We start from the raw sequence: 22,661 nt of genomic DNA on the forward strand, positions 1-22,661 counted from the left end.
GGAGAGGCGGACAGGGCTCTATGATGTCTTGCTCGTGAGTGCCTTGCGTTCGTTGCGCGCGGCGATGAAAAACAGAATGAAGCCGACGCCCAGCAACCCGCCCATCGCCATACCCATGGTCTGGCCGACGACCGCTTGGAAATCCGGTTTGACGCGATCGGGGTTGGTCATCCCGTAATCGGCGAGATACCACCAGATCCTGCCAGGACAGCTTCGATAATCACCATGGTCAGGATCACGCGCGCCTTCTTGCTCATCAGCTGCTCCTCGACCAGAAATGCCTTGGCATAACATCGCCGACACAGTGACGACAGGGGCAGGGCGGAATCGTCCAAGGTTGCGCAAAAACCGGCGCGGCGTGCCGGGCGCCTTTGCAGCTTGCTCCCTTACTCGTGCCTTAGCGCGTCGATCGGATCGAGCCTGGCGCCGCGCAGGGCCGGGAAGAAGCCGAACACCATGCCGATCAGGGCGGAGAAGCCGACTGCGAGCAGGATCACCGCGGGGCTTGGCGCAAAGGGTATGGTCAAGGTCACGGAGGCGAGGCCGGCCAGCGCCAGCCCGATCAGGATGCCGATGATGCCGCCGAGCAGCGACAGCACGGTCGCCTCGACCAGGAACTGGATGAGGATGTGCTTTTCATGCGCGCCGATGGCGAGCCTGATGCCGATCTCGCGCGTTCGCTCGGTGACGGACACCAGCATGATGTTCATGATGCCGATGCCGCCGACCAGCAGGCTGACGCCGGCGACCGCGCCCAGCATGCCGGTCATGGTGGTGGTGGCACTGGCCATGGCATCGGCGATCTGGGTCATGTCGCGAATGGCGAAATCGCTTTCGCGGTCGGGGGTCATATGGCGCGCATCGCGCAAAATGTCCTCGACGCGCGGCTGCAATTCGGTGGTCGGCGTGCGGTCGTCGGCGGCGATGTAGATGTTGTCGATGTCGCGGTTGCCGGCGATGCGGCGCTGATAGGCGGCGAGCGGCATCAGCACGACATTGTCCTGGTCCTGGCCGAAGCCGGTATAGCCCTTGGGCTCGAGCAGGCCGACGATCTTGCAGGAGGTGCGGTTGACGCGGATGATCTCGCCCTCGGGATCGCCGGCGCCGAAGAATTGCTGGCGCACCGTTTCGCCGATCAGGCACACGCCGGTGCCCGACCGGGTTTCGGAATCGCTGAACGGGCGGCCCGAGACCAGTTTCCAGTCGCGTGCGTCGAGATAGGCGCTGTCGGTGCCGGTGACGCCAGAGGTCAGGCTTTCGGTGCCGAAGATGACGCGCACCTGCTTCTGCGATGCCGGCGATATGGCGCGCGCGCCGGTGAGATGCGCAACCAGCGCCGCCAGGTCCTTTTCGGCCAGCGGCCGCACCGCCTGGTCGAGCCCGCCCGGACCGCCGGGGCCGGCCGGGCGCCCGGCACGCACGACCAGCAGATTGCTGCCGAGCTTGGAAATGTCGGCCTTGACCTTCTGCGTGGTACCGGAGCCGATGGTCAGCATGGCAATGACGGCGGCAACGCCGATGACGATGCCGAGTAAGGTCAGGAACGAGCGCAGCACGTTGCGGCGGATCGAGCGCAGCGACAGGCGTACGGTTTCCCAGATCATGGCCTATGCCACTTCCAGGTTCATGGAATCGGAGGCCACGTGGCCGTCGAGGAAGCGGATGGTGCGCTCGGCGTATTCGGCGACATCGGCCTCGTGCGTAACCATGGCGATGGTCAGGCCAAGCTCCCTGTTCAGCCGCGTCAGCAGCTCCATGATCTCATGCGTGCGCGCGGTGTCGAGATTGCCGGTCGGCTCGTCGGCGACGAGCAGTGTCGGCCTGGTGACGATGGCGCGGGCGATCGCCACGCGCTGCTGCTGGCCGCCGGAAAGTTCGGCCGGCGTGTGGTGCTCGCGGCCGACGAGGCCGACCTCGGCCAGCGCCTGCATGGCGAGGTCGCGGCGCTCGCGGGCAGCGACGCCGCGATAGATCAGCGGCAGTTCGACATTCTCCGCCGCCGTGGTGCGGGCCAGGAGATTGTAGCCCTGGAAGACAAAGCCGACATAGAGGTTGCGCAGCATGGCGCGGCGGTTGCGGTCGAGCCGGCCGGCATCGACGCCCATGAAGGAATAGGTTCCGGCCGTCGGCGTGTCGAGGCAACCGATGATATTCATCGCCGTCGACTTGCCGGAGCCGGACGGACCCATGATGGCGACGAATTCGCCGCGCTTGATGGCAAGGTCGACGCCGGCCAGCGCATGCACCTTGGCTTCGCCCTGGCCGTAGCTCTTCCAGACCTTGTCGAAGGTGATGAGGGCGGCACCGGCGGCCATGGCCTCAGCTCCGCGACTGCGAGGCGGTGATCACCTGCGCGCCTTCCTCCAGGCCGGAGGTGATCTCGGTCAGCTCGCCGTCGGTGGAGCCGATCTTGACGTTGACCGGATGCGGCCGCCCGTTATCCAGCACATAGAGCGTGCGGGAACCATCGGTCGGTGCCTTCGCGGCCTGGCGCTGGCGGTTGCCGCCGGGGCGGCCCATGCGGCCGGTGAACAGGTCGCTCAAGCTCCAGCCGCGTGCCGCTTGCTGCGCCGGGCGGTAGCGGAAGGCGGAAGAAGGCACGGTGAGCACGTCCTTGGCCTGCCGCGTGACCACCGAAACTGTGGCGGTCATGCCGGGCCGCAACAGAAGTTCGCCGTTGTCGACCTCGAGCCGTGCATTGTAGGTGACGACGCCATCCGTCGTGACCGAGGCATAGGAGATGTCGCGAATTTCGGCATCGAACGGCCGGTCGGGGAAGGCGTCGACGGTGAAGCGGGCATGCTGGCCCGACTTGACCGCGCCGATGTCGGCTTCGTCGACCGCGGCCACCAACTCCATGTTTCTGAGATCGGCGGCGATGACGAACAGCACCGGCGCCTGCAGCGAGGAAGCGACCGTCTGGCCGGGGTCGACCGAACGGGTCAATACGATGCCGTCGATCGGCGCGTAGATGGTGCTCTTGGCAAGGTCGGTCTGCTGCGCCTTGAGGTCGGCCTGGGCGATGGCGAGATTGGCTTGCGCACTGTCGAGCGCCGCCTTGGCGCGGTCGCGGGTCGCGGTTGCCGCTTCGAGCGACTGGTCGGTCGCCATGCCGCGTTTTGTCAAGGCCGCTGCGCGTACCAACGCGCTTTCGGTCTCGGCCAGCGTCACCGTGGCGTCTTCGACATTGGCTGCGGCGCCCTTGGCGGATGCCTCAGCGCGTTCGATCTGGACCTCGAGTTTCACCGTATCAAGCGTCGCCAGCACGTCGCCCTTCTTGACCTGCTGGTTCTCCTCGGCGGAGACCGAGCGGATGATGCCGGACAATTCGCTGGAAATGTCGACTTGGGTGAGCGGCTGCAGCGTGCCCGTCGCCGACACCTGGACGGTGAGGTCGGCCTTGGCGGCCGGCACTGTCGTATAGTCGATCCTGGTCGGCGTGCCGGCATACCATTGATAGCCGGCAAAAGCCGCGACGAGGGCGATCAGGATCAGCAGCGCGTAGAGCCAACCGCGGCGGCGCGTCCTGCGCCGGCCGGCGTGGTCGAGCCCCAGCGCCGTCTCGATGGCGGAATCCGATTCCGTCTTTGGCAGATTGACAATCTGGTCCACCTCGGACCCCTATGATGCGCAACGTCCCTATCTGTGCACAGATCAGGCTTACCGGTTCAAATATCAAATTAAATTTCGCCCATGTTGGGATTGAGGCAGGAATGCAAACCCGGAATTACTTGCTTTACGATGTGTTCACGACCGAGCGACTGGCCGGCAACCCGCTGGCGGTGGTGTTGGATTGCAAAGGTCTGGACACCGCCGCGATGCAAGCCATCGCGCGCGAGTTCAACCTGTCCGAATCGGTTTTCGTGCTGCCGCCGGACAATCCCAAGCACCGAAACCGCATCCGCATCTTCACGCCCGACTATGAAATGCCGTTCGCGGGCCACCCGACGGTGGGCTCGGCCATTGCGCTGGCGGAATTGGCCGGTGAGGGCGGTGCCGGCATCTTCGTGCTGGAGGAAAATATCGGACCGGTGCGTTGCGCCGTGAGCCAGCACGATGGCGCCACCTTCGCCGAATTCGACCTGGCCAAGCTGCCGGAGCCGCTGAAGCTCGAAGCCGATCCGGTGGCGATCGGCGCGGCGCTTGGCTTGGCACCGCATGAAGTCGGCTTCGAGAATCACCGCGTCGCCTTCTGGTCGGCGGGCGTGCCCTACGTGACCATTCCGGTCGCCAATATCGAGGCGGCGGGCCGGATCCGGCTGGACAATCAGGCGTGGTCGGAACTGGCGCCGCGCAAGAGCGAATGGGCCTTTGCCAGCCCCTATGTCTATTGCCGCGAGACGGTAAACCACGAAAGCGCTTTCCACGTGCGCATGATCGTGCCGGGCACGCCGTCCTATGAAGACCCGGCGACGGGTTCGGCGGCGGCGGCCTTCGCCGGCGCCATCATGCATTTCGACGCTCCGACCGACGGGGTTTCGCAATTGTGGATCGAACAGGGACTGGAGATGGGGCGGCCATCGCGCATCCGCCTCGAATTGACCGTGCAGGGCGGAAAACTGGCCTCCGCGCGCATTGGCGGCAATGCGATCAAAGTCGCGGAAGGCAAGCTTTTCCTCTGATCGCCTCCGGGCTTTGTCGATTTGTCGGGAAATGATTCCGGCAGGGCTGGACAGGACCAGTATCGGCGGCTATATGGCCGCCAACGCCGGTTTTTACCGGCCGAGTGGGTGCGTAGCTCAGTTGGTAGAGCAGCTGACTCTTAATCAGCGGGTCCACAGTTCAATCCTGTGCGCACCCACCAAAAATCTAACAAAATCAATTTGTTGGACGAGGTGAGGGACCCTGACGGATGCAGGCGGAAGTCGGTATCCGCGCTATGTCTGAATATTTTGGGCAGCATCGAAGTTGCGTCCTGGTTTCTTTCCCGCTCAATCCGACCAAAAAGCCCCGTCGGCCTCTCCGGAAATTCAAAGCTTGCGAAACCCATCCGCCTCTAAATCAAAGAGATGGAGCATGATGTCGTCCGAAAACCGCGTCACACTTGTTCGGCATCATGCTCTAGATGCGCGTCATGCCATGCCCCCGGCTGCCAAAATGTCGCGCTGGCGGTCGGTCGGTGCTTGCCCCTTGATCTGGTCCACGGCCCACTTCGATGATTCCCACCAGCGCGTGAACAAACTCAACCATATCGTTTGCCGTGATGGCTGCCTTGTCGGGGTTTTGCCCGATGTGCTCGGCTGCTTCGCAGCATGCGCGGCGGATGAGATCGTAGTGTACATCCCTTTCATCCTCCGGCAACGCCGCCAACTTCATGGCTCGGCTATGAATCAACCGTAGCAATAGTTCGAGAGCTGCTCCGACACTCATGCGTTTGCTCCGCATTGGTCGAGCGTCCCGGCGCTTGAGGGCGCGCGTTTGGAACGTCCGATGAGGAGGCGTTTCCCATCCCCTTATGGAAGGCTGCATCACAGCCGTTAATATATTCTTTCTTGCTAATATGCGTCCTTGGAGCCTGCAGAAGGGCCGAGCGCGCCCGTGCCTTCTCTTGCTGTCGAAATTTCAGTCGGTTCGAGCAAGGACATCGCGCCCCCCTGTTTCGGGGTCTTCGAAAATTTAGGTAGTGGGTCAGTTTGAAATTCCGCCCCGATCACAATAGGCGCTTTCGCCTACGCTCTGTCTGGAAAATAGGCTGAAGCGCATGCCATCTTCAAGCCATGACAGAGAAGCACCCAAAGCGCCCGCGCGATCCTAACCAGTTGGCGAAGTCGATTGTCTCGCTCGCCACCGGCGAGGCTGAAGATAAGAAGCCGCTCGCCTGGCGCACGCAAAGAGACGGTCGAAGGCAATCCCGATCCTAAGCACGTCAGCACGTCATTTGCCGAGCGCCAGAACCTCACCATGCGGATGCACATGCGCCGCTTCACCCGCCTGACCAATGGCTTTTCCAAAAAGGTTGAAGCTCACGCTAATGCGGTCGCTCTGCACTTCATGTATTACAATTTCGTCCGCATCCATAAGACGCTGCGCGTCACCCCGGCGATGGCCGCTGGCGTGACTGACAAGCTTTGGGAGATCGGATATTGTCGCGTTGATTGAAGCGAAAGAAGCCGAGAAGCCAATGGCTCGCGGGGCTTATCGAAAGAAACTTAATTGAGACAGCGAACGTTCAGCGACAGTCAAATCGAAGAGTTTATGCATCTGCATCTGACCAATACCCAGATGCCGTTGAACGTATGCATTTCGTCATGAAGCATCCGTTTCGGGATAATGACGAGCAAATGTCCGGAACCAGGCGGGAGATTTTGGACACCGCGAAACACCTAGCGTTCTTTCACGCCCATGCGCAGGAAATACCCAAGGATCGCCTCGCGAAGGTCGCTGATCCATATTATCACGCGCGCCACGACATCCTATCCGATGTGATCGCCCATGTCGCTGCCATGCTGGGCCCTATAGGTTCCTATGAGATCGAGGAATGATGCTCGCAATTTCAAACTGACCCACTACCAAAATTTATGAGGGTTTGTACCTCAAGGCGATCCGCGCATTACTTCTCCGACACGCCAGCCTCGGCAAAGCTCGCCATTCTCGCATGGCATTCCAGCGCCGAGCGCACGATGTTGACGGCCAGGCACGCGCCTGAGCCTTCGCCGAGCCGCATGCCGAGATCAAGCAGCGGCGGCAGGGCGAGCGCTTCGAGCAGGCCGCGATGGCCCGATTCGGCCGAGACGTGGGCGGCGATGGTGTGAGCGAGGCCGGTCGGGTGCAGCTTCGCCAGGGGTGCCGCGGCAGCGGTGCAGACGAAGCCGTCGAGCAGTACGGGTATGCCCAGATGCCGTGCGGCCAGCGTCGCGCCAAAGATCGCGGCGAGTTCGCGTCCGCCGAGGCTGGCCGCGATCCCCAGCGGATCGGCAAGGGCGGCGGCGTGGCGCTTCAGGCCAGCTTCGATGGCGACCACCTTGCGCTTCAGGCCGGCATCGTCGACGCCGGTGCCGCGTCCAGTCCATTTTTCCGCGCCGCCGCCGAACAGGGCAGCCGAGATGGCGGCGGCCGGCGTGGTGTTGCCGATGCCCATTTCGCCAAAGCAGACGAGATCGATGTCCTTGGTGACCGCGTCATAACCGGCGGAAACCGCGGCGAGAAAGGCTTTCTCATCCATCGCCGATGTCTGCGTGAAGTCGCCAGTGGGCTGGTCGAGGTCGAGCGGGATGACGTCGAGTTCGGCGCCGGCGATGCGGGCCAACTGGTTGATGGCGGCACCGCCGCCGGCGAAATTCGCCACCATTTGAACGGTGACTTCGGAAGGGTAGGCCGACACGCCCTGCGCGGTGACGCCGTGGTTGCCGGCGAAGACGAAGACTTTCACGCGGTCGAGCTTGGGCATATCGCGGCCCTGCCAGCGCGCCAGCCAGGCGGCGATGGTTTCCAGCCGGCCGAGGCTGCCTTGCGGCTTGGTCAGCGTGTCCTGACGGCGGGCAACGGCATCGGCCGCCGTCTCGCTGCCGGCGGGCAGATTAAGGCAGGCAGCGCGCAGTTCATCGAGGGATTTGATGGGCATGGGGGCAAGGTCTCCAGAAGGGAATCAGGTCAAGGGATCAGGAAAGGGCGACGGAAGCGACGAGAAGCACCGCGATTTCGCTCACCTGCTGCAAGGCGCCGATCGTATCGCCGGTCTGGCCATCGATCTGGTTGAGGCAAAGAGCGTGGAAAGCGGCAAACAGCAGGCCAAGCAGGACGAGCGCGGCGATGGCGCCGCCGGGGCCAAGCAACAGCAAAGGGATCGCGCCGAGCACGCCGCCGGCTATGGCGGTGCCGAGCGATACCGTGCCGGCGTCGGCCGACAGGCCGTCGGATCGTGCCGGCGGCAAGAGGTGCATGAAGGCGCCGAGCACGCCACGCGAGGCCGCATGCGCGGCCACCAGAGCGAAGAGGGCTTGCGTGGGATCGGGGAGTTCCGAAAGCGTGCTCCAGCGGATCAGCAGCGACAGCGCCAGCGCCATCGCACCATAGGCGCCGATGCGGCTGTCGCGCATGATCTCGAGCTTGCGCCCGCGCGACTTGCCGCCACCGAAGCCATCGGCGACGTCGGAGAGGCCATCCTCGTGCAGGCAGCCGGTGGTGAGCACGGTTGCAACAAGGGCAAGGGCGGCTGATGGCCCAATGGCAAGGCCAAAGCGTTCCGCAGTGGCAAAGACGATCGCGCCGATCAAGCCGACGGCAAGGCCGGCGATCGGAGCGGCCCAGATCGCGGCGGCGAGGCTGCGGCCACGAAAATCGAGCACGGGCAGCGGCAGGCGCGTGAAGAAGACCAGGCAGAGCGCGATGTCATCGAGGACTTGCCGAGGCGACAGGGTGATTCTTGGGAGCTTCATGGCCTAGCTCTTCGCAATCGCATGAAAGAAAGTGCCGCTGACATGGCCGCGCCGGTAGCCGGAAGCGCCGAGCGGATTGCCCTGGCCGTCGGCGAGGTCGGCCAGCGGCTCGTCATTGCCGGTGGCCGTCATCTGCGCGTAGTGGAATTCGTGACCTCGGATCAGCGCACCTTGCGGCCCCAGCGGACAGTCGGCGCGCAGCCGCGCCTCGCGGTAGCCGAGATTCATCTTGCGCCTGGCGAAGCTGGTGGAATGGCCGAGCAGGCCGAGCATGCGATGCGTCTCGCCGCCAGCATCCTCCAGCGCTTCACCAAGAACCATGAAACCACCGCACTCGCCATGGACCGGCTTCTTCGCGGCGAAACGCGCCATTCCCGCATGGAAATTCATTGCGGCTGCGAGTGTGCCGGCGTGAAGCTCGGGGTAGCCGCCGGACAGCCAGCAGACATCACAATCCTCGTCGGGCGCTTGGTCGGCGAGCGGCGAGAACGGAACGATTTCCGCGCCGGCCTTGCGCCAACAGGCGGCGACATGCGGATAAAGGAAGCTGAAGGCGGCGTCCTCTGCCAGCGCGATGCGTTGGCCGGGCGGCCGCAGCGCGTCGGCAAAGTCGCCAACTGCCGGGGCGAGGGGTGTTGCCAGCGCCATGATCGCATCGAGGTCGAGCGACTTCTCGGCCATGTCGGCGAGCCGATCGAGATGCGCCACCAGGTCGTCATATTCGCCGGCCTGGACGAGGCCGAGATGGCGTTCGGGCAAATTGAGCGTGGGATCGCGCAGGATGGCGCCGACGACGGGCAGTCCGATCGCCTCGATGGCGTCGCCGGAGAGCCGACGGTGGCGCTCGCTACCCAGCCGGTTCAGCACCACGCCCGCCATGTGCACATCCGGATCGTAGGTGGCAAAGCCCTTGGCGACGGCCGCCGCCGTGGTCGACTGGCCCGACACGTCGAGCACCAGCAGCACCGGCAGGCCGTAAAGCCGCGCCAGATCGGCGGCCGAACCGGTGCGCCCCTGCGCGGCCGGGATGCCGTCGAACAGACCCATGGCGCTTTCGAGGATGACGAAATCGGCATCGTCGGCCGCCTGTGCGGCCAGCGCATTGAGCAGCGACGGCGACATCGCCCAGCTGTCGAGATTGACGCCGGACAGGCCGGTGGCGGCGGTGTGGAAGCCGGGATCGATATAGTCAGGGCCGGATTTGGCGCCGCGCACCTTCAGGCCGCGCCGGGTCAGCGCGCGCAAGATGCCGATGGTAACGCTGGTCTTGCCAGAACCGGAGCGTGGCGCGCCGATGATGATCGCGCGCGCGGTCATGCTTGCCCAGCCAGTGCCGCGCGCATGGCGACGATGCCGCCGACGACGATCAATGCCGGCGAGGCAAGCCCGGCCGCCGCCGCTGCCTCGGCAATGGTGGCGAGCGTGGCGACGACGGTCCGCTCCTGCGGCGTCGTCGCGGCGACGATCACGGCCGCCGGCGTCGATGGCGCAAGCCCGCCGTCGAGCAGGGCTGCCGCTATGACAGGCAGATTGGCCATGCCCATATAGACGACGACCGGCTGGCCGGTACGGGCGATTGCCGCCCAGTCGATGTCGTCGTCGGTGCCAGCGGCGTGGCCGGTCGCCAGAATGACAGCCTTGTTGATGCCGCGCATGGTGGCCGGGATACCGGTGGCGGCCAATGCGCTGAGGCCCGATGTCAGGCCCGGCAGCACACGGAATGGGATGTTTTCGCGCGCCAGTGCCAGCGCCTCCTCGCCGCCACGGCCGAAAATATAAGGGTCGCCGCCCTTCAGCCTGACGACGCGGCGGCCTTCACGCGCCAGCCGCACCAGCAAAGCGGTGATGTCGTCCTGCTTCATCGAGGGTTGGCCGCCGCGTTTTCCAGCAAAGAAAAGCTCGGCGTTTCCGGCTACCGCGACCACGTCAGGCGAAACCAGCGCGTCGTAGACCAGTGCGTCCGCTTCGGCCAGTGCCGCCAGCACTTCCAGCGTCAGGCAACCCGGGTCGCCGGGGCCGGCGCCGGCCAGCCAGACATGGCCGGGCTCGAGCGGACGCGGCTTGAAGTTCAGACGCGCGAGCGCCTGTTCGAGCGTGGCGTTTTCGCCTTTGTTTTTGGTGCTGCCGCTCACAATCCGTCCCGTCCGCGAAAACGCCGCTGATAATGGGCGTCGTACAATGAACTCTCGCCAAAGCCTTCCGCCGCCAGCGAGCGGCCGACGAAGATAAGCGCCGTACGCTCCATCGGATCGGCGGCGAGCTTTGCCTCGATGGTCTCCAACGTGCCGGTCAGCACGCGCTCGTCCGGCCAGGAGGCGCGGAAGACGATCGCGACCGGGCAATCGCCGCCATAGTGCGGTGTCAGTTCGGCGACGACGCGGTCGATGGCATGGATGGCAAGATGAATGGCCAGCGTGGCGCCGGTGCGGCCGAAACCGGCCAGCGTTTCGCCAGGCGGCATTTTAGAGGCGCGGCCGGAAACGCGGGTCAGCACCAGGCTTTGCGCGACTTCGGGAATGGTCAGCTCGCGGCGAAGTGCGGCGGCCGCCGCCGCGAAGGAAGGGACGCCCGGCGTCAGCGTGTAGGGGATGCCATGCTTTTCCAGCCGGCGGATCTGCTCGGCAACCGCGCTCCACACCGACAGGTCGCCGGAGTGCAGACGGGTAACGTCATGGCCGGCCTTGTGGGCCGCCACATATTCAGCCTCGATCTCGTCGAGCGACATCGGCGCGGTGTCGATCAGCTTCGTTCCCGGCGCGCAATGCTGCAGCAATTCCGGCGCGACGATGGAGCCGGCATGGAGGCAGACCGGGCAACTCGCCAAGAGCCTTGCGCCACGCAGCGTGATGAGGTCGGCGGCACCGGGACCGGCGCCGATGAAATGGACGGTCATTCGGCGTCTCCGCTGATGGCGATGGCGCAGGTGACCGCGCCGAGCACCGTGCGCGGACCAAGCAGGCTGGCGCCTTTGCCGGCGACGGCAACGGCCGACGCTTCGGAAACCGATGGTGTGCCGGCCAGGTCCCGCGAGAGGCTGGAGCTGCTGAGCGTCCGTGGCGAGGCTGCCTGGAGAGCTGCGTCATCGACGATGATGACCGGAAGGTTCAGCGCGCGGCCGGCGGCAGCGATCGCGTCTTCATCCTTCTTGAGCGCCGCGGTGGCCAGGGCCGAAAGAGCCGACATCGCCAGCCCATGCGCTTCGAGCGCGGTTTCTATCGCCGCGAGCACGTCCTCGACGGTGACGCCTTTTCGGCTGCCGATGCCCGCGACCATCATGGCTTGACCCAGCTCCATTGCGTGACAGGCATGGCCGGCCGCCACGCCTGCATCGAGCCGACAGGCGAAGCGCGGGAAATGCCTATCCTGACAAGATCGCCGCCGCGCCTAGTGTGCTGGGCGAGAAGCAGGGCTTCCATCTCCAGCGTCACCGCGTTGGCGACGAGACGGCCGCCGGCGCGCAGCGCCTTGATGGCGGCGTTCAAGACACCGGTGTCGCTGCCGCCGCCGCCGATGAAGATCGCATCGGGCGTCGCCAGTTTGGCCAGTGCCTTGGGCGCGCTGCCTTCCACAATGACGAGGCCGGGAACACCACAGGCAACGGCATTGTGGCCGATGCGGGCGGCGCGGGCCGGGTCGGCCTCGATGGCGATGGCGCGCAGCGAAGGGTGGGCGAGCATCCATTCGATGCCGATGGAGCCTGAGCCGGCGCCGATATCCCACAGCACTTCGCCGCGTCTCGGCGCCAGCGCCGACAGGGTGATGGCGCGGATTTCGCGTTTGGTGATCTGGCCGTCATGCTCGAACATATGATCGGCAAGGCCCGATGTGAGCGGCAGCACGCGCCCTTGCGGATTCGAATCAATCTCGATCGCCAGCACGTTGAGTGGATTGATGTTTTCCAGATTGAAGGCATCGGCACGCGCTGAGCGCAATGTCTCCTTCGGTCCGCCCAACGCCTCCAGCACCGTCAACCGTGAAGCGCCGAAGTCGAGCTCGGTGAGCAGGCGGGCAATTGCAGCGGGCGCGTCGCCATCCGACGTCAGCGCCAGGATGCGCGCGTTGGGCTGCAGCAGCGGGCGGATCAGGTCGACCGGGTGGCCGTGCAACGAGATGATCTCGATGTCCTGCAGCGCCCAGCCGAGCCGCGCCGCGGCCAGCGAAATCGCCGACGGAGCTGATATGACATGCATCTCCTGTGGCTGGACCTTGCGGGCGAGGGTGGCGCCGACACCGTGAAAGAACGGGTCGCCGGAGGCGAGCACACAGACATTCCTGCCGGTGAGCGCCAGGACATCGGCCATCCCGGCATCGAAAGGAACCGGCCAGGGGCATGGCTTACCCCTGGCGAAAGAAGCGACTAGCGCCAGGTGCCGCTTGCCACCGAAGATGAACTCCGCCTCGGCGATCCGACGCTTGGCCTCGTCGCCGAGACCCGCTAAACCGTCCTCGCCGATGCCGACTACCGTAAGCCATTTTGGCGTTGGCTGATTTTTTGACATGTCGCGCCGCCCCTCATCCGCCTGCCGGCACCTTCTCCCCGTATAGTGACGGGGAGAAGGGAGAAGCTCCGGCGCCGACGCCTCCCTCTCCCCGTCCTTCACGGGGAGAGGGTAAGGGTGAGGGGCAGCGCCGACGATGTTTGACATGGTGCCCATGAAGAAGATTCTGATCCTCGGCGGCACAACAGAAGCGCGCCAATTGGCCGGAAAACTGGTGGAGGATTTCCTCGTCACGCTTTCTCTGGCCGGCCGCACGGAAAGCCCGGTTGCGCAGGGCGTGCCGGTGCGAAGCGGTGGATTCGGCGGCGCCGATGGACTGGCCGCATATCTCAGGGAGACCGGCACTGGTCTGCTGATCGACGCCACGCATCCCTATGCGGCGCGAATCTCCGCCAATGCGGCAATGGCCGCGCGCAAGACCGGCGTGCCGATCCTTGCCTTGCGGCGCCCGGGGTGGGAGGCCGTAGAAGGCGACCGCTGGCTTGAGATCGATAGCGTTGCCGGCGCCGCGCGGGCGCTTGGCGATGTGCCGCGCCGCGTATTTCTGGCGCTTGGCCGGCAGGAGGTCGCCGCCTTCGAGGCAGCACCCCAGCACCACTATCTCATCCGCAGCGTCGATCCGGTCGAGCCGAAGCTGGTTGTGCCCGACGCCGACTATCTGCTGGCGCGGGGCCCGTTTCACGAGAGGGAAGAACGCGCTTTGCTCGAAAAGCATCACATAGGTGTCGTGGTGTCGAAGAACAGCGGTGGCGCGGCGACATACGGGAAGATTGCCGCGGCGCGAACGCTCGGCATCGAGGTGGTCATGGTGCGCAGGCCGGCCTTGCCGGAGGTGCCTTCGGCTGAAACCGTCGAAGCGCTGGCCGCCATGATCGATCATTTCGTCGAACCCGACGCCGAGCGCGGCGTGTAGACCAGCGCCGGTTTGTCGCCGCGCTTGATGATCCGGGTCTCCGGCGAACCGATGATGATGCAGGTCGCCATGTCGGCCTTTTCAGCGTCGACGTCGGCCAGCAGATAGACCTCGATGCGCTCGTCTGGCCGGCCCGCGGCACGGCCGAAGATCACCGGCGTCGTGCCGGGCAGGATGGCGGTCAGGCATTCGAAGGCGCGGCCAAGCTGCCAGGGACGCGCCTTGCTGATCGGGTTATAGAGCGCGATGACGAAGCCGGCGCCAGCCGCCGCCAGAAGACGCAGTTCGATCAAATCCCAAGGCTTCAGATTGTCGGACAGCGAAATGGCGCAGAAGTCGTGGCCGAGCGGCGCGCCGATGCGGGCGGCGACCGCCAGCATGGCGGTGACGCCAGGCACCACGGCGACATCGACCGCACGCCATTCGGCCGGACCGGCCTCGATCGCCTCGCAGACAGCGGCGGCCATAGCGAAGACGCCGGGATCGCCGCCGGACACCACGGCGACATCGTGGCCTTCGGCGGCCTTGGTCAGCGCGTCCTTGGAACGGGCGAGTTCCTCGCGATTGTCGGAAGCGACGCGGGTCTGGTCGGGGCGCAGATCAAGCCGGTCGAGATAAGGCTTGTAGCCGTAGAAGAATTTCGCCTCGGCGACAGCGCGGCTGGCTTGCGGCGTGACCTGGTCGGCATTGCCGGGGCCGAGGCCGATGACGGTGAGACGGCCGCTCATGCCTGCGCTCCAGTCGGGCGGCCGGACCAGCCGGCGACCAGCACGATGGCGAAGTAGGGCGCCTTGTCGTCCGGCTTGTCGGCAAGCCGCATCGAGACGCTGCCGGCCATGGTGCCGCGCTCGACATAGACGGCGCGCGTCAGCTTTCCGGTCGCTTCCAGTGCGCGCCGGATCTTGGGCAGGTTGCGGCCGACCTTCATGATGACGGCGGCGTCGGTGTCGGCGAGCCGGCGTGTCAGCTCGAACTCGCTCATCGTGCCGGGCAGCACGGTCAGCACGTCGTCGCCCTGGACGATCGGCACACCGGTCTGCGACCAGCAGCCGGACATGGCGGTGATGCCGGGAATGACTTCGGTCGGGAAACGATTGGCGAGACGGACGTGCAGGTGCATATAAGAGCCGTAGAACAGCGGGTCGCCTTCGGACAGCACGGCGACCATCCGGCCAGCATCTAGGTGCTCGGCGACCTTGTCGGCCGATTCCTCGTAGAAACCTGATATCTGCGAGCGGTAGTCGTCGTGATCCTTGTCGATTTCGGTGGTCACGGGATAGAGCAGCGGCAGTTCCAGCATGTCGGGCCGGAAGCGCGCTTCGACGATGGCGCGCGCATTGCTGTTGTTGCCGCGCTTGGCGAAATAGGCCACGACATCGGCCTCGGCCAAGGCTCGCGCGGCCTTCAGCGTCAACAATTCGGGGTCGCCGGGACCCGTGCCGACACCGACAAGCCTGCCTTTGGAAATCGCGTTCACAGACCAGGCCTCGCCAGCGAATTGAGCGCGGCGGCGGTCATGGCGCTGCCGCCGAGCCTGCCGCGCACGATGGCGTAGGGCACGCCATAGGAATTCTCGGCCAGCGCATCCTTGGATTCGGCGGCGCCGACAAAGCCGACTGGCATGCCGATGATGGCAGCTGGCTTCGGCGCGCCATCGCGCAGCTTCTCCAGGAGGTAGAAGAGCGCGGTCGGGGCATTGCCGATGGCGACAACCGAACCGGCCATGCGCTCGCCCCACAGGTCGATCGCGGCGGCCGAGCGGGTGTTGCCGATCTCCCTCGCGATGTCATGCGTGCGCGGGTCGCGCAAGGTGCAGATCACCTCATTGCCGGCCGGCAGCCGGGCGCGGGTGACGCCATGCGAGACCATCTCCGCGTCGCAGAAGATAGGCGCGCCCGCCGCCAGGGCTTTGCGGGCGGCGGTGACGAAATCGGGGGAGAAGACAAAATTCCTGGCGGCTTCGACCTGGCCGCAGGCATGGATCATGCGGATGGCGACATCGGCCTCGGCCTCCGAGAAGCGCGAGAGATCGGCCTCGGCGCGGATGATGGCGAAGGAACGCTCGTAGATCGCCGTGCCGTCGTGGATGTAGTCGTAGGCGGCCATGCTCATTTCCGTTGGTAAGGTTGGGCCCGTTGGTAAGTTTCGGCGATGCCGGCCGCGCCCAGCCTTGTCAGGCAAGCGGCGGCGGTCTCGCCCTGATATCGAGCGCCGCGGATCACCGCGGCGACGCGGCCGATGCCGCGCGCGGCGTCATAGCCCGGCCTGTAGCCGGCAGGAAGAGCCTTTGCCGTCGCGTTCACGACAAGTCCGGCTCCGTTTTCGCCGCCGACCAAAGTCAGCGCCGCCGGGCCGGGATGCGCGCAGCCCTTGGCGCAGCCGGAAATGTGCAGGATGAGGGAGGGATCGAGGATGTCGGCGTTTTCGGTGGCGATCGTCTCGGCGATGTCGCGGGTGGCGATGCGGCCGGACGCGCAGGCCGGCGTACCGGGGCAAGCGGCGATGCGGGTGCGGGGGTCGGCGGGGGAGGTGACGAAGCCGAGGGTGGCGGCTGTGTCTTGCAGGGGCTGGTTGGCGGTCGCCGGCTGGCCGAGGAAAAGCAAGGCGCGGCCTGGGGCGAGGCGGATTTCGGTGGTGCCGAGGGCGAGGGCGCTTTTTGCGAGGGCGATGATTTTGTCCGCTGGGATGCTGCCATAGGGCAGGCCGATGCCGAGGGCGAAAGTTCCACCGGCCAAGGGGAAAAGCCCGATAGGTTTGCGCGAGGCGCCCCCCTCTGTCCTGCCGGACATCTCCCCCTCAAGGGGGGAGATTGCGCTGTCACCGATGGTTTCGCCAATCTCCGGTGTTGTTGAAAAGCCAGCGTCGAAGCCGTTGATCTCCCCCCTTGTGGGGGAGATGTCCGGCAGGACAGAGGGGGGCGCCGTAGAGTGCCAGCTTGCGAGAGACTCCAATTGCCGCCCCGACAAATCCCGCGTGTGTGCGTCCCGGCCTTTCTCGGCAACCATCCGCAGCGCCGCGACAGCAATGTCGCGTGCCGCATCCTCATCCGCCACGGTGAGCCGCTTGGCGGTCCGCCCGTCACCCGCGACGGATACAAGCCAACGGCTGGCTGTATCGGCTCGCACCGCCCTCAGCCGCACATCGGCCGTTACCGCATCCAGCGTCAGTTGTCCGCCACCGTCAACGATCACCGAAACCTTCGGTCCCAGCCGCTGCGTCAACCCGGCTTCCTCGACGGCCACGCGAATCTCTTCCGCCATCGGCCGGGGATCGGCGATCTCCTGCGGGTCAATGCCTGCCAGCGGGCCGGTCTCGACCGGCACCCCGGTGCGCACCGCGATTCCCAATGCATCCACCTCCGCCGCCAGCAACGCAGTGCTGTCCGCCGTGAGGCCGCGTATCTGCAGGCTGCCGCGCGCGGTGACTTCCATGATGCCGTTGCCGTGCCGCAAGGCGGATTCGGCGATCCCGATCAAGAGCTTCGGCGACAACCCTCCGGAGGATGGACCTCCGGCGACCGGGTTCAGGCGCACCAGCAGGCCGTCGCCTGTCTGCATCGGCGCGGACAGAGCGGGGCAGGCGCCACGGCGCGAGAAGGCGTTCATGCCGCGACCCCGGGCGCGTTGGCTTCCGCAATCAGCGCGGCGAGATCGTCGTCGATGGAATTGCGCAAAGGATGCCAGAGGCCGCGGCGGCGCGCCGACAGGAAGCGCTCGGCGATGACTTTGGCGGCGGCGGGATTTTCGCGCAGGATGAAGGCGCGAACGTCCGGATCGCCGAGATAGGCATCGTGCACGGCCTCGATCAGCGCGCCTGAAATGGCATGGGTGGTCTCGGCGAAGCCGACCAGCCGATCGACCGTTTCGGCGAATTCGGAGGCGCCACGCGGGCCGTGCCGCATCTGGCCTGAGATGAAGCGTGCGTTGACGGCGCGGGCACGCACCACACGCGACACGGCCTCGCCGACCGATCGCGGTTTCGGTTTTTGCGGATCGGTGGTGTCGAGCACGATGACGTCGGCGTTCCTGCCGAGTGTGGCCAGGGCGGCCGAAAAGCCGCCGATGAAGGCGACGTCGGCTGAGCCTTCAAGAATATCGCGGCCGGGATCGTCGCCGGTGTGAACCATAAGATCGGCTTCGGCGATGCGTCCCTCGAAGGCGCCAGGCGCCGAGACGCCTTCGCCGCCGGCGCCGCCATAGGCATGCGAGGTGGCGTCGAGATAGGCGCGGCCGATCTCATCGCGCGCGCTCCAGTCGCCTCTCGACAACAGATCCTCGACGCCGGCGCCGTAAGTGCCGGGCGATGTGCCGAAGATGCGCGGGCTGATCTTGCCATCGGCGCGGGTCTTGGCGGCGAGCGGGTTTTCCGAATCGTCCTCGTCGCGGGCGGCGACGGCGTTGGCGGCGGCATCGATCAACGCGATCTGGGTCGGGAACATGTCGCGGAACAGGCCTGATATGCGCCAGGTGACGTCGACGCGCGGACGGCCGAGTATAGCCGGCGGCAGCACCTCGATGCCGGTGATGCGGCCGGTGGCAGTGTCCCATTGCGGCCGGCAGCCCATCAGCGCCAGGCCCTGCGCGATCTCCTCGCCGCCGGTGCGCAGCGAGGCCGAGCCCCAGAGGTCGATGACCAGGGAACGAGGCCAGTCGCCATGCGACTGCAGGTAGCCGCGTACCACTTCTACCGCCGCCGCCTTGCCCAGGTCGTAGGCGGTCGGCGTCGGCATAGTGCGCGGGTCCGAGGTGAACAGGTTGCGGCCAGTGGGCAGCACGTCGGAGCGGCCCCGTGCGGGCGCGCCAGCCGGGCCGGCCTTGACGTGACAGCCATCGAGCGCGGCGAACAGCGCCGACTTCTCGGCTGCCGCGCTTTGGCGGCGCATGGCATCCGGCTCGCCCTCGGGCGCGCGGCCGTAGATATGCAGCCCGTCCTTGATAGCGAAATCCTTGAGATCGCAGAGCCAGGCGTCGATGCGGCGCAGCGCTTCGTCGGGCGCATCGGTTTTGGCGACGCCGGCTTCGGAGGCAAGGCCGGTCTTTTGCGCGGTTTCGACAATCAGCCTGGCGAGACGGTCGCGGCGGCGGCGGTCAAGGCCATCGGCCTGGGCGTATTCATCGACCAGGCGTTCGAGCTTGTGCTGGTGCTCGTCGAGACCTGCACCGGCGAGCGGCGGCGGCAGATGGCCAAGGGTGACGGCGGCGATGCGCCGTTTGGCCTGCGCCGCCTCGCCTGGATTGGAGACGATGAAGGGATAGATGACGGGCAGGGACCCGGTCACGATCTCGGGGAAGCAGTTTTGCGAAAGCGCGACGGTCTTGCCGGGCAGCCATTCCAGCGTGCCGTGGGCGCCGACGTGGATCAAGGCATGGACGCCGAGCGATTTGCGCAGCCAGAGGCCGAAGGCGATCAAGGCGTGGCGCGGAGGCAGTGTCGGGTCGTGGTAATCGGCGCGGCGATCGGCGGAACGGCCGCGATCAGGGGCGAGTGCCACGGTGATGTTGCCGAAGGTTGCGGCACGGAAGGGGAAGTTTGCTGAGGCTGGCGCTTGAGCGCCCCCCTCTGTCCTGCCGGACATCTCCCCCACGAGGGGGGAGATTGGCAACTTCGGCGCCCGTTCTTTAACCTTCGAGATTGGCGAAAGCGGAGATGCGGGCACAATCTCCCCCCGTGTGGGGGAGATGTCCGGCAGGACAGAGGGGGGCGCCTCGCGCAAACCTGTCTCCTGATCTGCTCTGCCCCACGCGGCGTCTACCGCGGCAATTGCCGATGTCGGAAGCTCAATAGAAAAGGCACCATAGTCGTCGAGCCCCAATCGATCATTGCCGTGCTCCAGCAGATCCAGCAACGCGCGCGGTGTTTGCGGAATCCCCTCAACGGCATAGCCCTGTTCGCTCAAGTCGTGCAGCATCGCCAGCACACTGGACGGCACATCCAGCCCGACCGCATATCCGGTGCGGCCAGGAGCGCTGGGATAATCGGGAATCAGGATCGCCAGTTTGCGCTCTGCGCGCGATGTCTCCCGCAGGCGGATGAAGGCCGCAACGCGCTTAGCCACCTGCGTCACACGATCCGGTTCCGGCCGGTTGGCCAGCGCACGGTGGCCAAGCGCCGGATCGACATCGCTCTCGCCCTTGAAGGAAATGGCGCCTGCAAGGATGCGGCCGTCGAGTTCGGGCAGCACGACATGCATGGCAAGGTCGGCCGGCGCCAGGCCGCGCTGGTTGTTTTCCCAGACATCGCGGCGCGTGGTGGCGACGATGACCTGGAAGACGGGTACGCCGGCGCGGTCGAACAGGGTTTCGACGCCGGGTTCGGCGCCCGAAGCGAAGGCGGTCGCGGTGATGATGGCGGCAGGTTTCAGCGATGCGATGGCATTTTCGACGAACGCCAGGGACACAGGATCCTTAAGGCTGGAAACGAAGATCGGGACCGCTGCCAGTCCCTGGGAGCGCAAGGCCTCGGCCAGCGCATCGATCGGGGCAACGTCGGCCGCGAGCAGCATCGAGCGGTAGAAGAGGATAGGGACGATGGGAGCGCCGACATCTGAAAGGTCCGGCTCCTCCGCGACCCCCAATCCAGACTGATAGTAACCGGCCTTCGGCACGCTGACCGGACTGGCGACGGACGTATCCTGTCCAGCCAGGCCTGCCAGCCTCCGAACCAGCGCGCTCATATTGGCCGGGCCGCCCTCTCGGAAATAGCCAAGCAGGCCGTCGAGTTCGGCGCGTGGCAGCGTCGAGGCTTCGATCAGCCTGAGATCCTCGTCATGGCTTTCACCCGGAAGCAGCGCCAGTTTGATGCCGCGCTCACGGGCAATCACCGCCAGCTGGTCGCAGCCATAGCGCCACCAGTCGTTGCCGCCGAGGATGCGCACCAGGATGACCTTGGCATGGCGGGCGACGCTGTCGATCCAGAGGTCGACGGACATGGGATGGCGCAGGTCGCGCAGTGCCGCAAGCCGCATGGAGGGCAGGCGGTCGGCGTCCGCCTTCCACGCCGCCGCCAGTCCGGCGAGATCGCTGTCGGTGAAGGACAAGGCCACGATATCCGCCGGCGTCTGCCTGAGATCGACAGGCTCGGCGAGGTCGTCAAGCGAAGCGGAGGTCGTGGTGAGGATGTGCATCGCGGTCCGTGTCTGAAATCAGCCGGCGAGGATACGTTCGATCGCCGGACGGTTCAGCCCCTTGAGACCAATGACGACCAGGCGCGAGCGGCGGTCGTCCTCGGCGCTCCAGGCACGGTCATAGTAATGATTGACGCGTGGGCCGACGGCCTGCAGCAGGAGCCGCATCGGCTTGCCGCCGACCTCGACGAAGCCTTTTACACGCAGCACGTTTTCCTGTTCGGCGGCCTCTGCGACACGTTTTGCCAGATCGTCGGGATTGGCGATCGAGGGAATGTCGACGATGAATGTGTCGAAGTCGTCATGCTCGTGGTCGAATGCGCCGTCGTGATGGGACTTGCGGTTCTCGATGTCGTCCTCGACGGCAAGACCAAGCCCGAGCAGCACCGAGGGATCGACCTTGCCATGCGACGTCGGCACGATCTTCACCGCGCGGGCGGAGTGTTCGTTGACGATGGCGTTGGCGCGGGCCGAGCCCTCGGCGTCCATCAGGTCGCTCTTCGACAGGATGATCAGGTCGGCGCAGGCGATCTGGTCCTCGAACACCTCTTCGACCGGATCGTCATGGTCGAGGCTTTCATCCCCGGCGCGTTGCGCCTGCAGGGCTTCCATGTCGTTGGCGACGCGGCCTTCCGCAAGTGCGGGACCGTCGACCACGGCGATGACGCCATCGACGGTGACGCGGCTTTTCACCGTCGGCCACTGGAACGCCTGGACCAAAGGTTTGGGGAGGGCGAGACCGGAGGTTTCGATCAGGATGTGGTCGACCTTCGGCGTCAGCGACAGGATCTGGTCGAGCGCTGGCACGAAATCGTCGGCGACGGTGCAGCAGATGCAGCCATTGGCCAGTTCGACGATGTTTTCCTCGGGGCAGGTGTCGATACCGCAGCCCTTGAGGATTTCGCCGTCGATGCCGATATCGCCGAATTCGTTGACGATGATGGCAATCCGCTTGCCGCCGGCATTTTCCAGGAGATGGCGGACCAGCGTCGTCTTGCCGGCGCCGAGGAAGCCGGTAACGACGGTGCAGGGAACGCGGGAGAGATTGCCGGCCGAATTTGGAGCGGTCATATCAAGTCCTTCAGCATGTCGAGAGGAGGGATGCGGGCAACGAGGCCGCGCTTGAGGCTATCGGGCCGGCCGCGCCAGGGAATGAGGCCGTCGGTCGAGGTGGCGAAGAGTTTCGCGCCGGCGACGAGATCGGCGCCGCTGGTTGTGGTCAGGTCGCCGAACACATAGCTCCAGCATCCGTCGCGCAGGATCGCGGCGCTCAGCCTGCGCTTGCAATTGCCGAGGCATTCGACCGTGCGGATGCGAATTTGCTCGCCCGAGGCGGCTTGGCGGGTATCTTCAGCCAGAAGTTCGCCGGCCCGGGGATGGGCGTCGGAACCGGTCTCGTCGCGACAGGAGGCGCAGACGATGACAGTGATGCCGGCCAGGGAATCATCCCCGCCGGACGAAATGTCCGTTGTTTCAGCCGAGAAACTGCTGTCGCGATCCAAATCAGGCTCCTTGCCCGGAAAACCCGCCGGGCGATCGGATTCTTGCATTCCAGACGGCAGGTCTCCTGGCTCGCGGGTCATCGCCTTGGGTAGCCGCCTTCCCGGGACAATCCCAGTGGCTTTCGGCCTTGGCTCTTCGCTTACAGTTGCGGGGACAGCCGCGGATTTGGGCTTTTCGGCCCGCACCGCATTCCCTCTTGGCTCCTCCCTTTGCCGAGAGGAGACCGTCTGGATCGGATTTAGGCTCTT

20 protein-coding genes, 1 tRNA gene, 3 pseudogenes and 1 riboswitch are annotated in these 22,661 nt (G+C 65.6%); of the genes and pseudogenes, 5 read left to right on the plus strand and 19 right to left on the minus strand.

Annotation, left to right across the window (positions count from 1 at the left end; genetic code table 11):
• Positions 1 to 18: 18 nt before the first annotated feature.
• The 4 genes and pseudogenes from EN851_RS37800 to EN851_RS01480 form a co-directional block, all read right to left on the minus strand.
• A pseudogene (locus EN851_RS37800) lies at positions 19 to 257 on the minus strand (hypothetical protein).
• A 129-nt stretch (positions 258 to 386) separates the two neighbouring features.
• The gene (locus tag EN851_RS01470) at positions 387 to 1,604 is read right to left on the minus strand and encodes an ABC transporter permease (RefSeq protein WP_135866537.1); all 1,218 of its coding nucleotides are present in this window, start codon (positions 1,602 to 1,604) and stop codon (positions 387 to 389) included.
• A gap of 3 nt (positions 1,605 to 1,607) precedes the next feature.
• Positions 1,608 to 2,315: an ABC transporter ATP-binding protein gene (locus EN851_RS01475; RefSeq protein WP_127871606.1), complete on the minus strand. Its 708-nt coding sequence runs from the start codon at positions 2,313 to 2,315 to the stop codon at positions 1,608 to 1,610.
• A gap of 4 nt (positions 2,316 to 2,319) precedes the next feature.
• On the minus strand, positions 2,320 to 3,612 hold the full coding sequence (locus EN851_RS01480; protein ID WP_127279495.1) for an efflux RND transporter periplasmic adaptor subunit: 1,293 nt from the start codon (positions 3,610 to 3,612) through the stop codon (positions 2,320 to 2,322).
• Between the two features lie 101 nt (positions 3,613 to 3,713).
• Here EN851_RS01480 and EN851_RS01485 point away from each other — a divergent pair, with 101 nt between their 5' ends.
• Both EN851_RS01485 and EN851_RS01490 read left to right on the plus strand, forming a co-directional pair.
• The gene (locus EN851_RS01485) at positions 3,714 to 4,622 is read left to right on the plus strand and encodes a PhzF family phenazine biosynthesis protein (RefSeq protein ID WP_127279494.1); all 909 of its coding nucleotides are present in this window, start codon (positions 3,714 to 3,716) and stop codon (positions 4,620 to 4,622) included.
• 106 nt (positions 4,623 to 4,728) lie between these two features.
• Positions 4,729 to 4,804 (plus strand) — tRNA-Lys (locus EN851_RS01490).
• A 257-nt stretch (positions 4,805 to 5,061) separates the two neighbouring features.
• Here EN851_RS01490 and EN851_RS01495 read toward each other — a convergent pair.
• Positions 5,062 to 5,370, minus strand: a complete 309-nt coding sequence (locus EN851_RS01495; protein ID WP_135919225.1) for a hypothetical protein — start codon at positions 5,368 to 5,370, stop codon at positions 5,062 to 5,064.
• Positions 5,371 to 5,805: 435 nt separating this feature from the next.
• Here EN851_RS01495 and EN851_RS01505 point away from each other — a divergent pair.
• Both EN851_RS01505 and EN851_RS01510 read left to right on the plus strand, forming a co-directional pair.
• Positions 5,806 to 6,157: pseudogene (locus EN851_RS01505) on the plus strand (IS1 family transposase); the annotation flags it as partial.
• Positions 6,158 to 6,248: 91 nt separating this feature from the next.
• Positions 6,249 to 6,482 (plus strand): hypothetical protein, encoded by a 234-nt coding sequence (locus tag EN851_RS01510; protein WP_135928381.1) that lies wholly within the window; start codon positions 6,249 to 6,251, stop codon positions 6,480 to 6,482.
• Positions 6,483 to 6,550: 68 nt separating this feature from the next.
• On the opposite strand, the gene cobT is transcribed toward EN851_RS01510, so the two are convergent.
• The 7 genes from cobT to cbiE are packed head-to-tail and all read right to left on the minus strand — an operon-like array spanning position 6,551 to position 12,874.
• Entirely contained in the window at positions 6,551 to 7,561 is a 1,011-nt protein-coding gene (gene cobT, locus EN851_RS01515; protein WP_135928382.1) for a nicotinate-nucleotide--dimethylbenzimidazole phosphoribosyltransferase, read from the minus strand.
• Positions 7,562 to 7,598: 37 nt separating this feature from the next.
• The gene (gene cobS, locus EN851_RS01520) at positions 7,599 to 8,375 is read right to left on the minus strand and encodes an adenosylcobinamide-GDP ribazoletransferase (protein WP_135928383.1); all 777 of its coding nucleotides are present in this window, start codon (positions 8,373 to 8,375) and stop codon (positions 7,599 to 7,601) included.
• A gap of 3 nt (positions 8,376 to 8,378) precedes the next feature.
• A complete protein-coding gene (locus EN851_RS01525) occupies positions 8,379 to 9,692 on the minus strand; it encodes a cobyrinate a,c-diamide synthase (RefSeq protein ID WP_135928384.1) in 1,314 nt (437 codons plus the stop codon).
• Positions 9,689 to 10,507 (minus strand): uroporphyrinogen-III C-methyltransferase, encoded by an 819-nt coding sequence (gene cobA, locus EN851_RS01530; protein ID WP_127280204.1) that lies wholly within the window; start codon positions 10,505 to 10,507, stop codon positions 9,689 to 9,691. The genes EN851_RS01525 and cobA overlap by 4 nt, the downstream gene beginning before the upstream one ends.
• The gene (gene cobM / locus EN851_RS01535; RefSeq protein ID WP_135866554.1) at positions 10,504 to 11,268 is read right to left on the minus strand and encodes a precorrin-4 C(11)-methyltransferase; all 765 of its coding nucleotides are present in this window, start codon (positions 11,266 to 11,268) and stop codon (positions 10,504 to 10,506) included. The genes cobA and cobM overlap by 4 nt, the downstream gene beginning before the upstream one ends.
• On the minus strand, positions 11,265 to 11,651 hold the full coding sequence (locus tag EN851_RS01540) for a cobalamin biosynthesis protein (RefSeq protein ID WP_135866556.1): 387 nt from the start codon (positions 11,649 to 11,651) through the stop codon (positions 11,265 to 11,267). Before EN851_RS01540 ends, cobM begins: the two co-directional genes overlap by 4 nt.
• Complete coding sequence (gene cbiE, locus EN851_RS01545; protein WP_127280201.1) at positions 11,648 to 12,874, minus strand: precorrin-6y C5,15-methyltransferase (decarboxylating) subunit CbiE; 1,227 nt, start codon at positions 12,872 to 12,874, stop codon at positions 11,648 to 11,650. The genes EN851_RS01540 and cbiE overlap by 4 nt, the downstream gene beginning before the upstream one ends.
• A 154-nt stretch (positions 12,875 to 13,028) precedes the next feature.
• On the opposite strand from cbiE, the gene EN851_RS01550 reads away from it, so the two are divergent.
• A complete protein-coding gene (locus EN851_RS01550) occupies positions 13,029 to 13,787 on the plus strand; it encodes a cobalt-precorrin-6A reductase (RefSeq protein WP_135866560.1) in 759 nt (252 codons plus the stop codon).
• Here the strand turns inward: EN851_RS01550 and EN851_RS01555 are convergent.
• The 7 genes and pseudogenes from EN851_RS01555 to EN851_RS01585 form a co-directional block, all read right to left on the minus strand.
• On the minus strand, positions 13,751 to 14,515 hold the full coding sequence (locus EN851_RS01555; protein WP_127280969.1) for a precorrin-3B C(17)-methyltransferase: 765 nt from the start codon (positions 14,513 to 14,515) through the stop codon (positions 13,751 to 13,753). The two genes, EN851_RS01550 and EN851_RS01555, sit on opposite strands and share 37 nt — an antisense overlap.
• The gene (locus EN851_RS01560) at positions 14,512 to 15,264 is read right to left on the minus strand and encodes a precorrin-2 C(20)-methyltransferase (RefSeq protein WP_127280970.1); all 753 of its coding nucleotides are present in this window, start codon (positions 15,262 to 15,264) and stop codon (positions 14,512 to 14,514) included. The genes EN851_RS01555 and EN851_RS01560 overlap by 4 nt, the downstream gene beginning before the upstream one ends.
• Positions 15,261 to 15,893, minus strand: coding sequence for a precorrin-8X methylmutase (locus EN851_RS01565; protein ID WP_127871593.1), 633 nt, complete (start codon positions 15,891 to 15,893; stop codon positions 15,261 to 15,263). The genes EN851_RS01560 and EN851_RS01565 overlap by 4 nt, the downstream gene beginning before the upstream one ends.
• Before the next feature lie 5 nt (positions 15,894 to 15,898).
• Positions 15,899 to 17,392: pseudogene (gene cobG / locus EN851_RS01570) on the minus strand (precorrin-3B synthase); the annotation flags it as partial.
• A complete protein-coding gene (locus tag EN851_RS01575; RefSeq protein ID WP_135919218.1) occupies positions 17,389 to 20,910 on the minus strand; it encodes a cobaltochelatase subunit CobN in 3,522 nt (1,173 codons plus the stop codon). The pseudogene cobG and the gene EN851_RS01575, both read right to left, overlap by 4 nt.
• Positions 20,911 to 20,928: 18 nt before the next feature.
• Positions 20,929 to 21,981, minus strand: a complete 1,053-nt coding sequence (gene cobW / locus EN851_RS01580) for a cobalamin biosynthesis protein CobW (RefSeq protein WP_135881838.1) — start codon at positions 21,979 to 21,981, stop codon at positions 20,929 to 20,931.
• Positions 21,978 to 22,412, minus strand: coding sequence for a DUF1636 family protein (locus tag EN851_RS01585; protein ID WP_127871589.1), 435 nt, complete (start codon positions 22,410 to 22,412; stop codon positions 21,978 to 21,980). The genes cobW and EN851_RS01585 overlap by 4 nt, the downstream gene beginning before the upstream one ends.
• A gap of 37 nt (positions 22,413 to 22,449) precedes the next feature.
• Positions 22,450 to 22,656, minus strand: a riboswitch (cobalamin riboswitch).
• Positions 22,657 to 22,661: the final 5 nt, after the last annotated feature.

Source organism: Mesorhizobium sp. M8A.F.Ca.ET.208.01.1.1 (genome assembly GCF_004791315.1).
In the GTDB taxonomy this organism is placed as follows: domain Bacteria; phylum Pseudomonadota; class Alphaproteobacteria; order Rhizobiales; family Rhizobiaceae; genus Mesorhizobium.

What these genes read in the sequence shown, in the direction of transcription:
- EN851_RS01470 (WP_135866537.1), bottom strand. Translation starts at nt 1,604, where the DNA reads ATGATCTGGGAAACCGTACGCCTGTCGCTGCGCTCGATCCGCCGCAAC.
- EN851_RS01475 (WP_127871606.1), bottom strand. Translation starts at nt 2,315, where the DNA reads ATGGCCGCCGGTGCCGCCCTCATCACCTTCGACAAGGTCTGGAAGAGC.
- EN851_RS01485 (WP_127279494.1), top strand. Translation starts at nt 3,714, where the DNA reads ATGCAAACCCGGAATTACTTGCTTTACGATGTGTTCACGACCGAGCGA.
- EN851_RS01495 (WP_135919225.1), bottom strand. Translation starts at nt 5,370, where the DNA reads ATGAGTGTCGGAGCAGCTCTCGAACTATTGCTACGGTTGATTCATAGC.
- EN851_RS01510 (WP_135928381.1), top strand. Translation starts at nt 6,249, where the DNA reads ATGAAGCATCCGTTTCGGGATAATGACGAGCAAATGTCCGGAACCAGG.
- cobT (WP_135928382.1), bottom strand. Translation starts at nt 7,561, where the DNA reads ATGCCCATCAAATCCCTCGATGAACTGCGCGCTGCCTGCCTTAATCTG.
- cobS (WP_135928383.1), bottom strand. Translation starts at nt 8,375, where the DNA reads ATGAAGCTCCCAAGAATCACCCTGTCGCCTCGGCAAGTCCTCGATGAC.
- EN851_RS01525 (WP_135928384.1), bottom strand. Translation starts at nt 9,692, where the DNA reads ATGACCGCGCGCGCGATCATCATCGGCGCGCCACGCTCCGGTTCTGGC.
- cobM (WP_135866554.1), bottom strand. Translation starts at nt 11,268, where the DNA reads ATGACCGTCCATTTCATCGGCGCCGGTCCCGGTGCCGCCGACCTCATC.
- EN851_RS01540 (WP_135866556.1), bottom strand. Translation starts at nt 11,651, where the DNA reads ATGATGGTCGCGGGCATCGGCAGCCGAAAAGGCGTCACCGTCGAGGAC.
- cbiE (WP_127280201.1), bottom strand. Translation starts at nt 12,874, where the DNA reads ATGTCAAAAAATCAGCCAACGCCAAAATGGCTTACGGTAGTCGGCATC.
- EN851_RS01550 (WP_135866560.1), top strand. Translation starts at nt 13,029, where the DNA reads ATGAAGAAGATTCTGATCCTCGGCGGCACAACAGAAGCGCGCCAATTG.
- EN851_RS01555 (WP_127280969.1), bottom strand. Translation starts at nt 14,515, where the DNA reads ATGAGCGGCCGTCTCACCGTCATCGGCCTCGGCCCCGGCAATGCCGAC.
- EN851_RS01565 (WP_127871593.1), bottom strand. Translation starts at nt 15,893, where the DNA reads ATGGCCGCCTACGACTACATCCACGACGGCACGGCGATCTACGAGCGT.
- EN851_RS01575 (WP_135919218.1), bottom strand. Translation starts at nt 20,910, where the DNA reads ATGCACATCCTCACCACGACCTCCGCTTCGCTTGACGACCTCGCCGAG.
- cobW (WP_135881838.1), bottom strand. Translation starts at nt 21,981, where the DNA reads ATGACCGCTCCAAATTCGGCCGGCAATCTCTCCCGCGTTCCCTGCACC.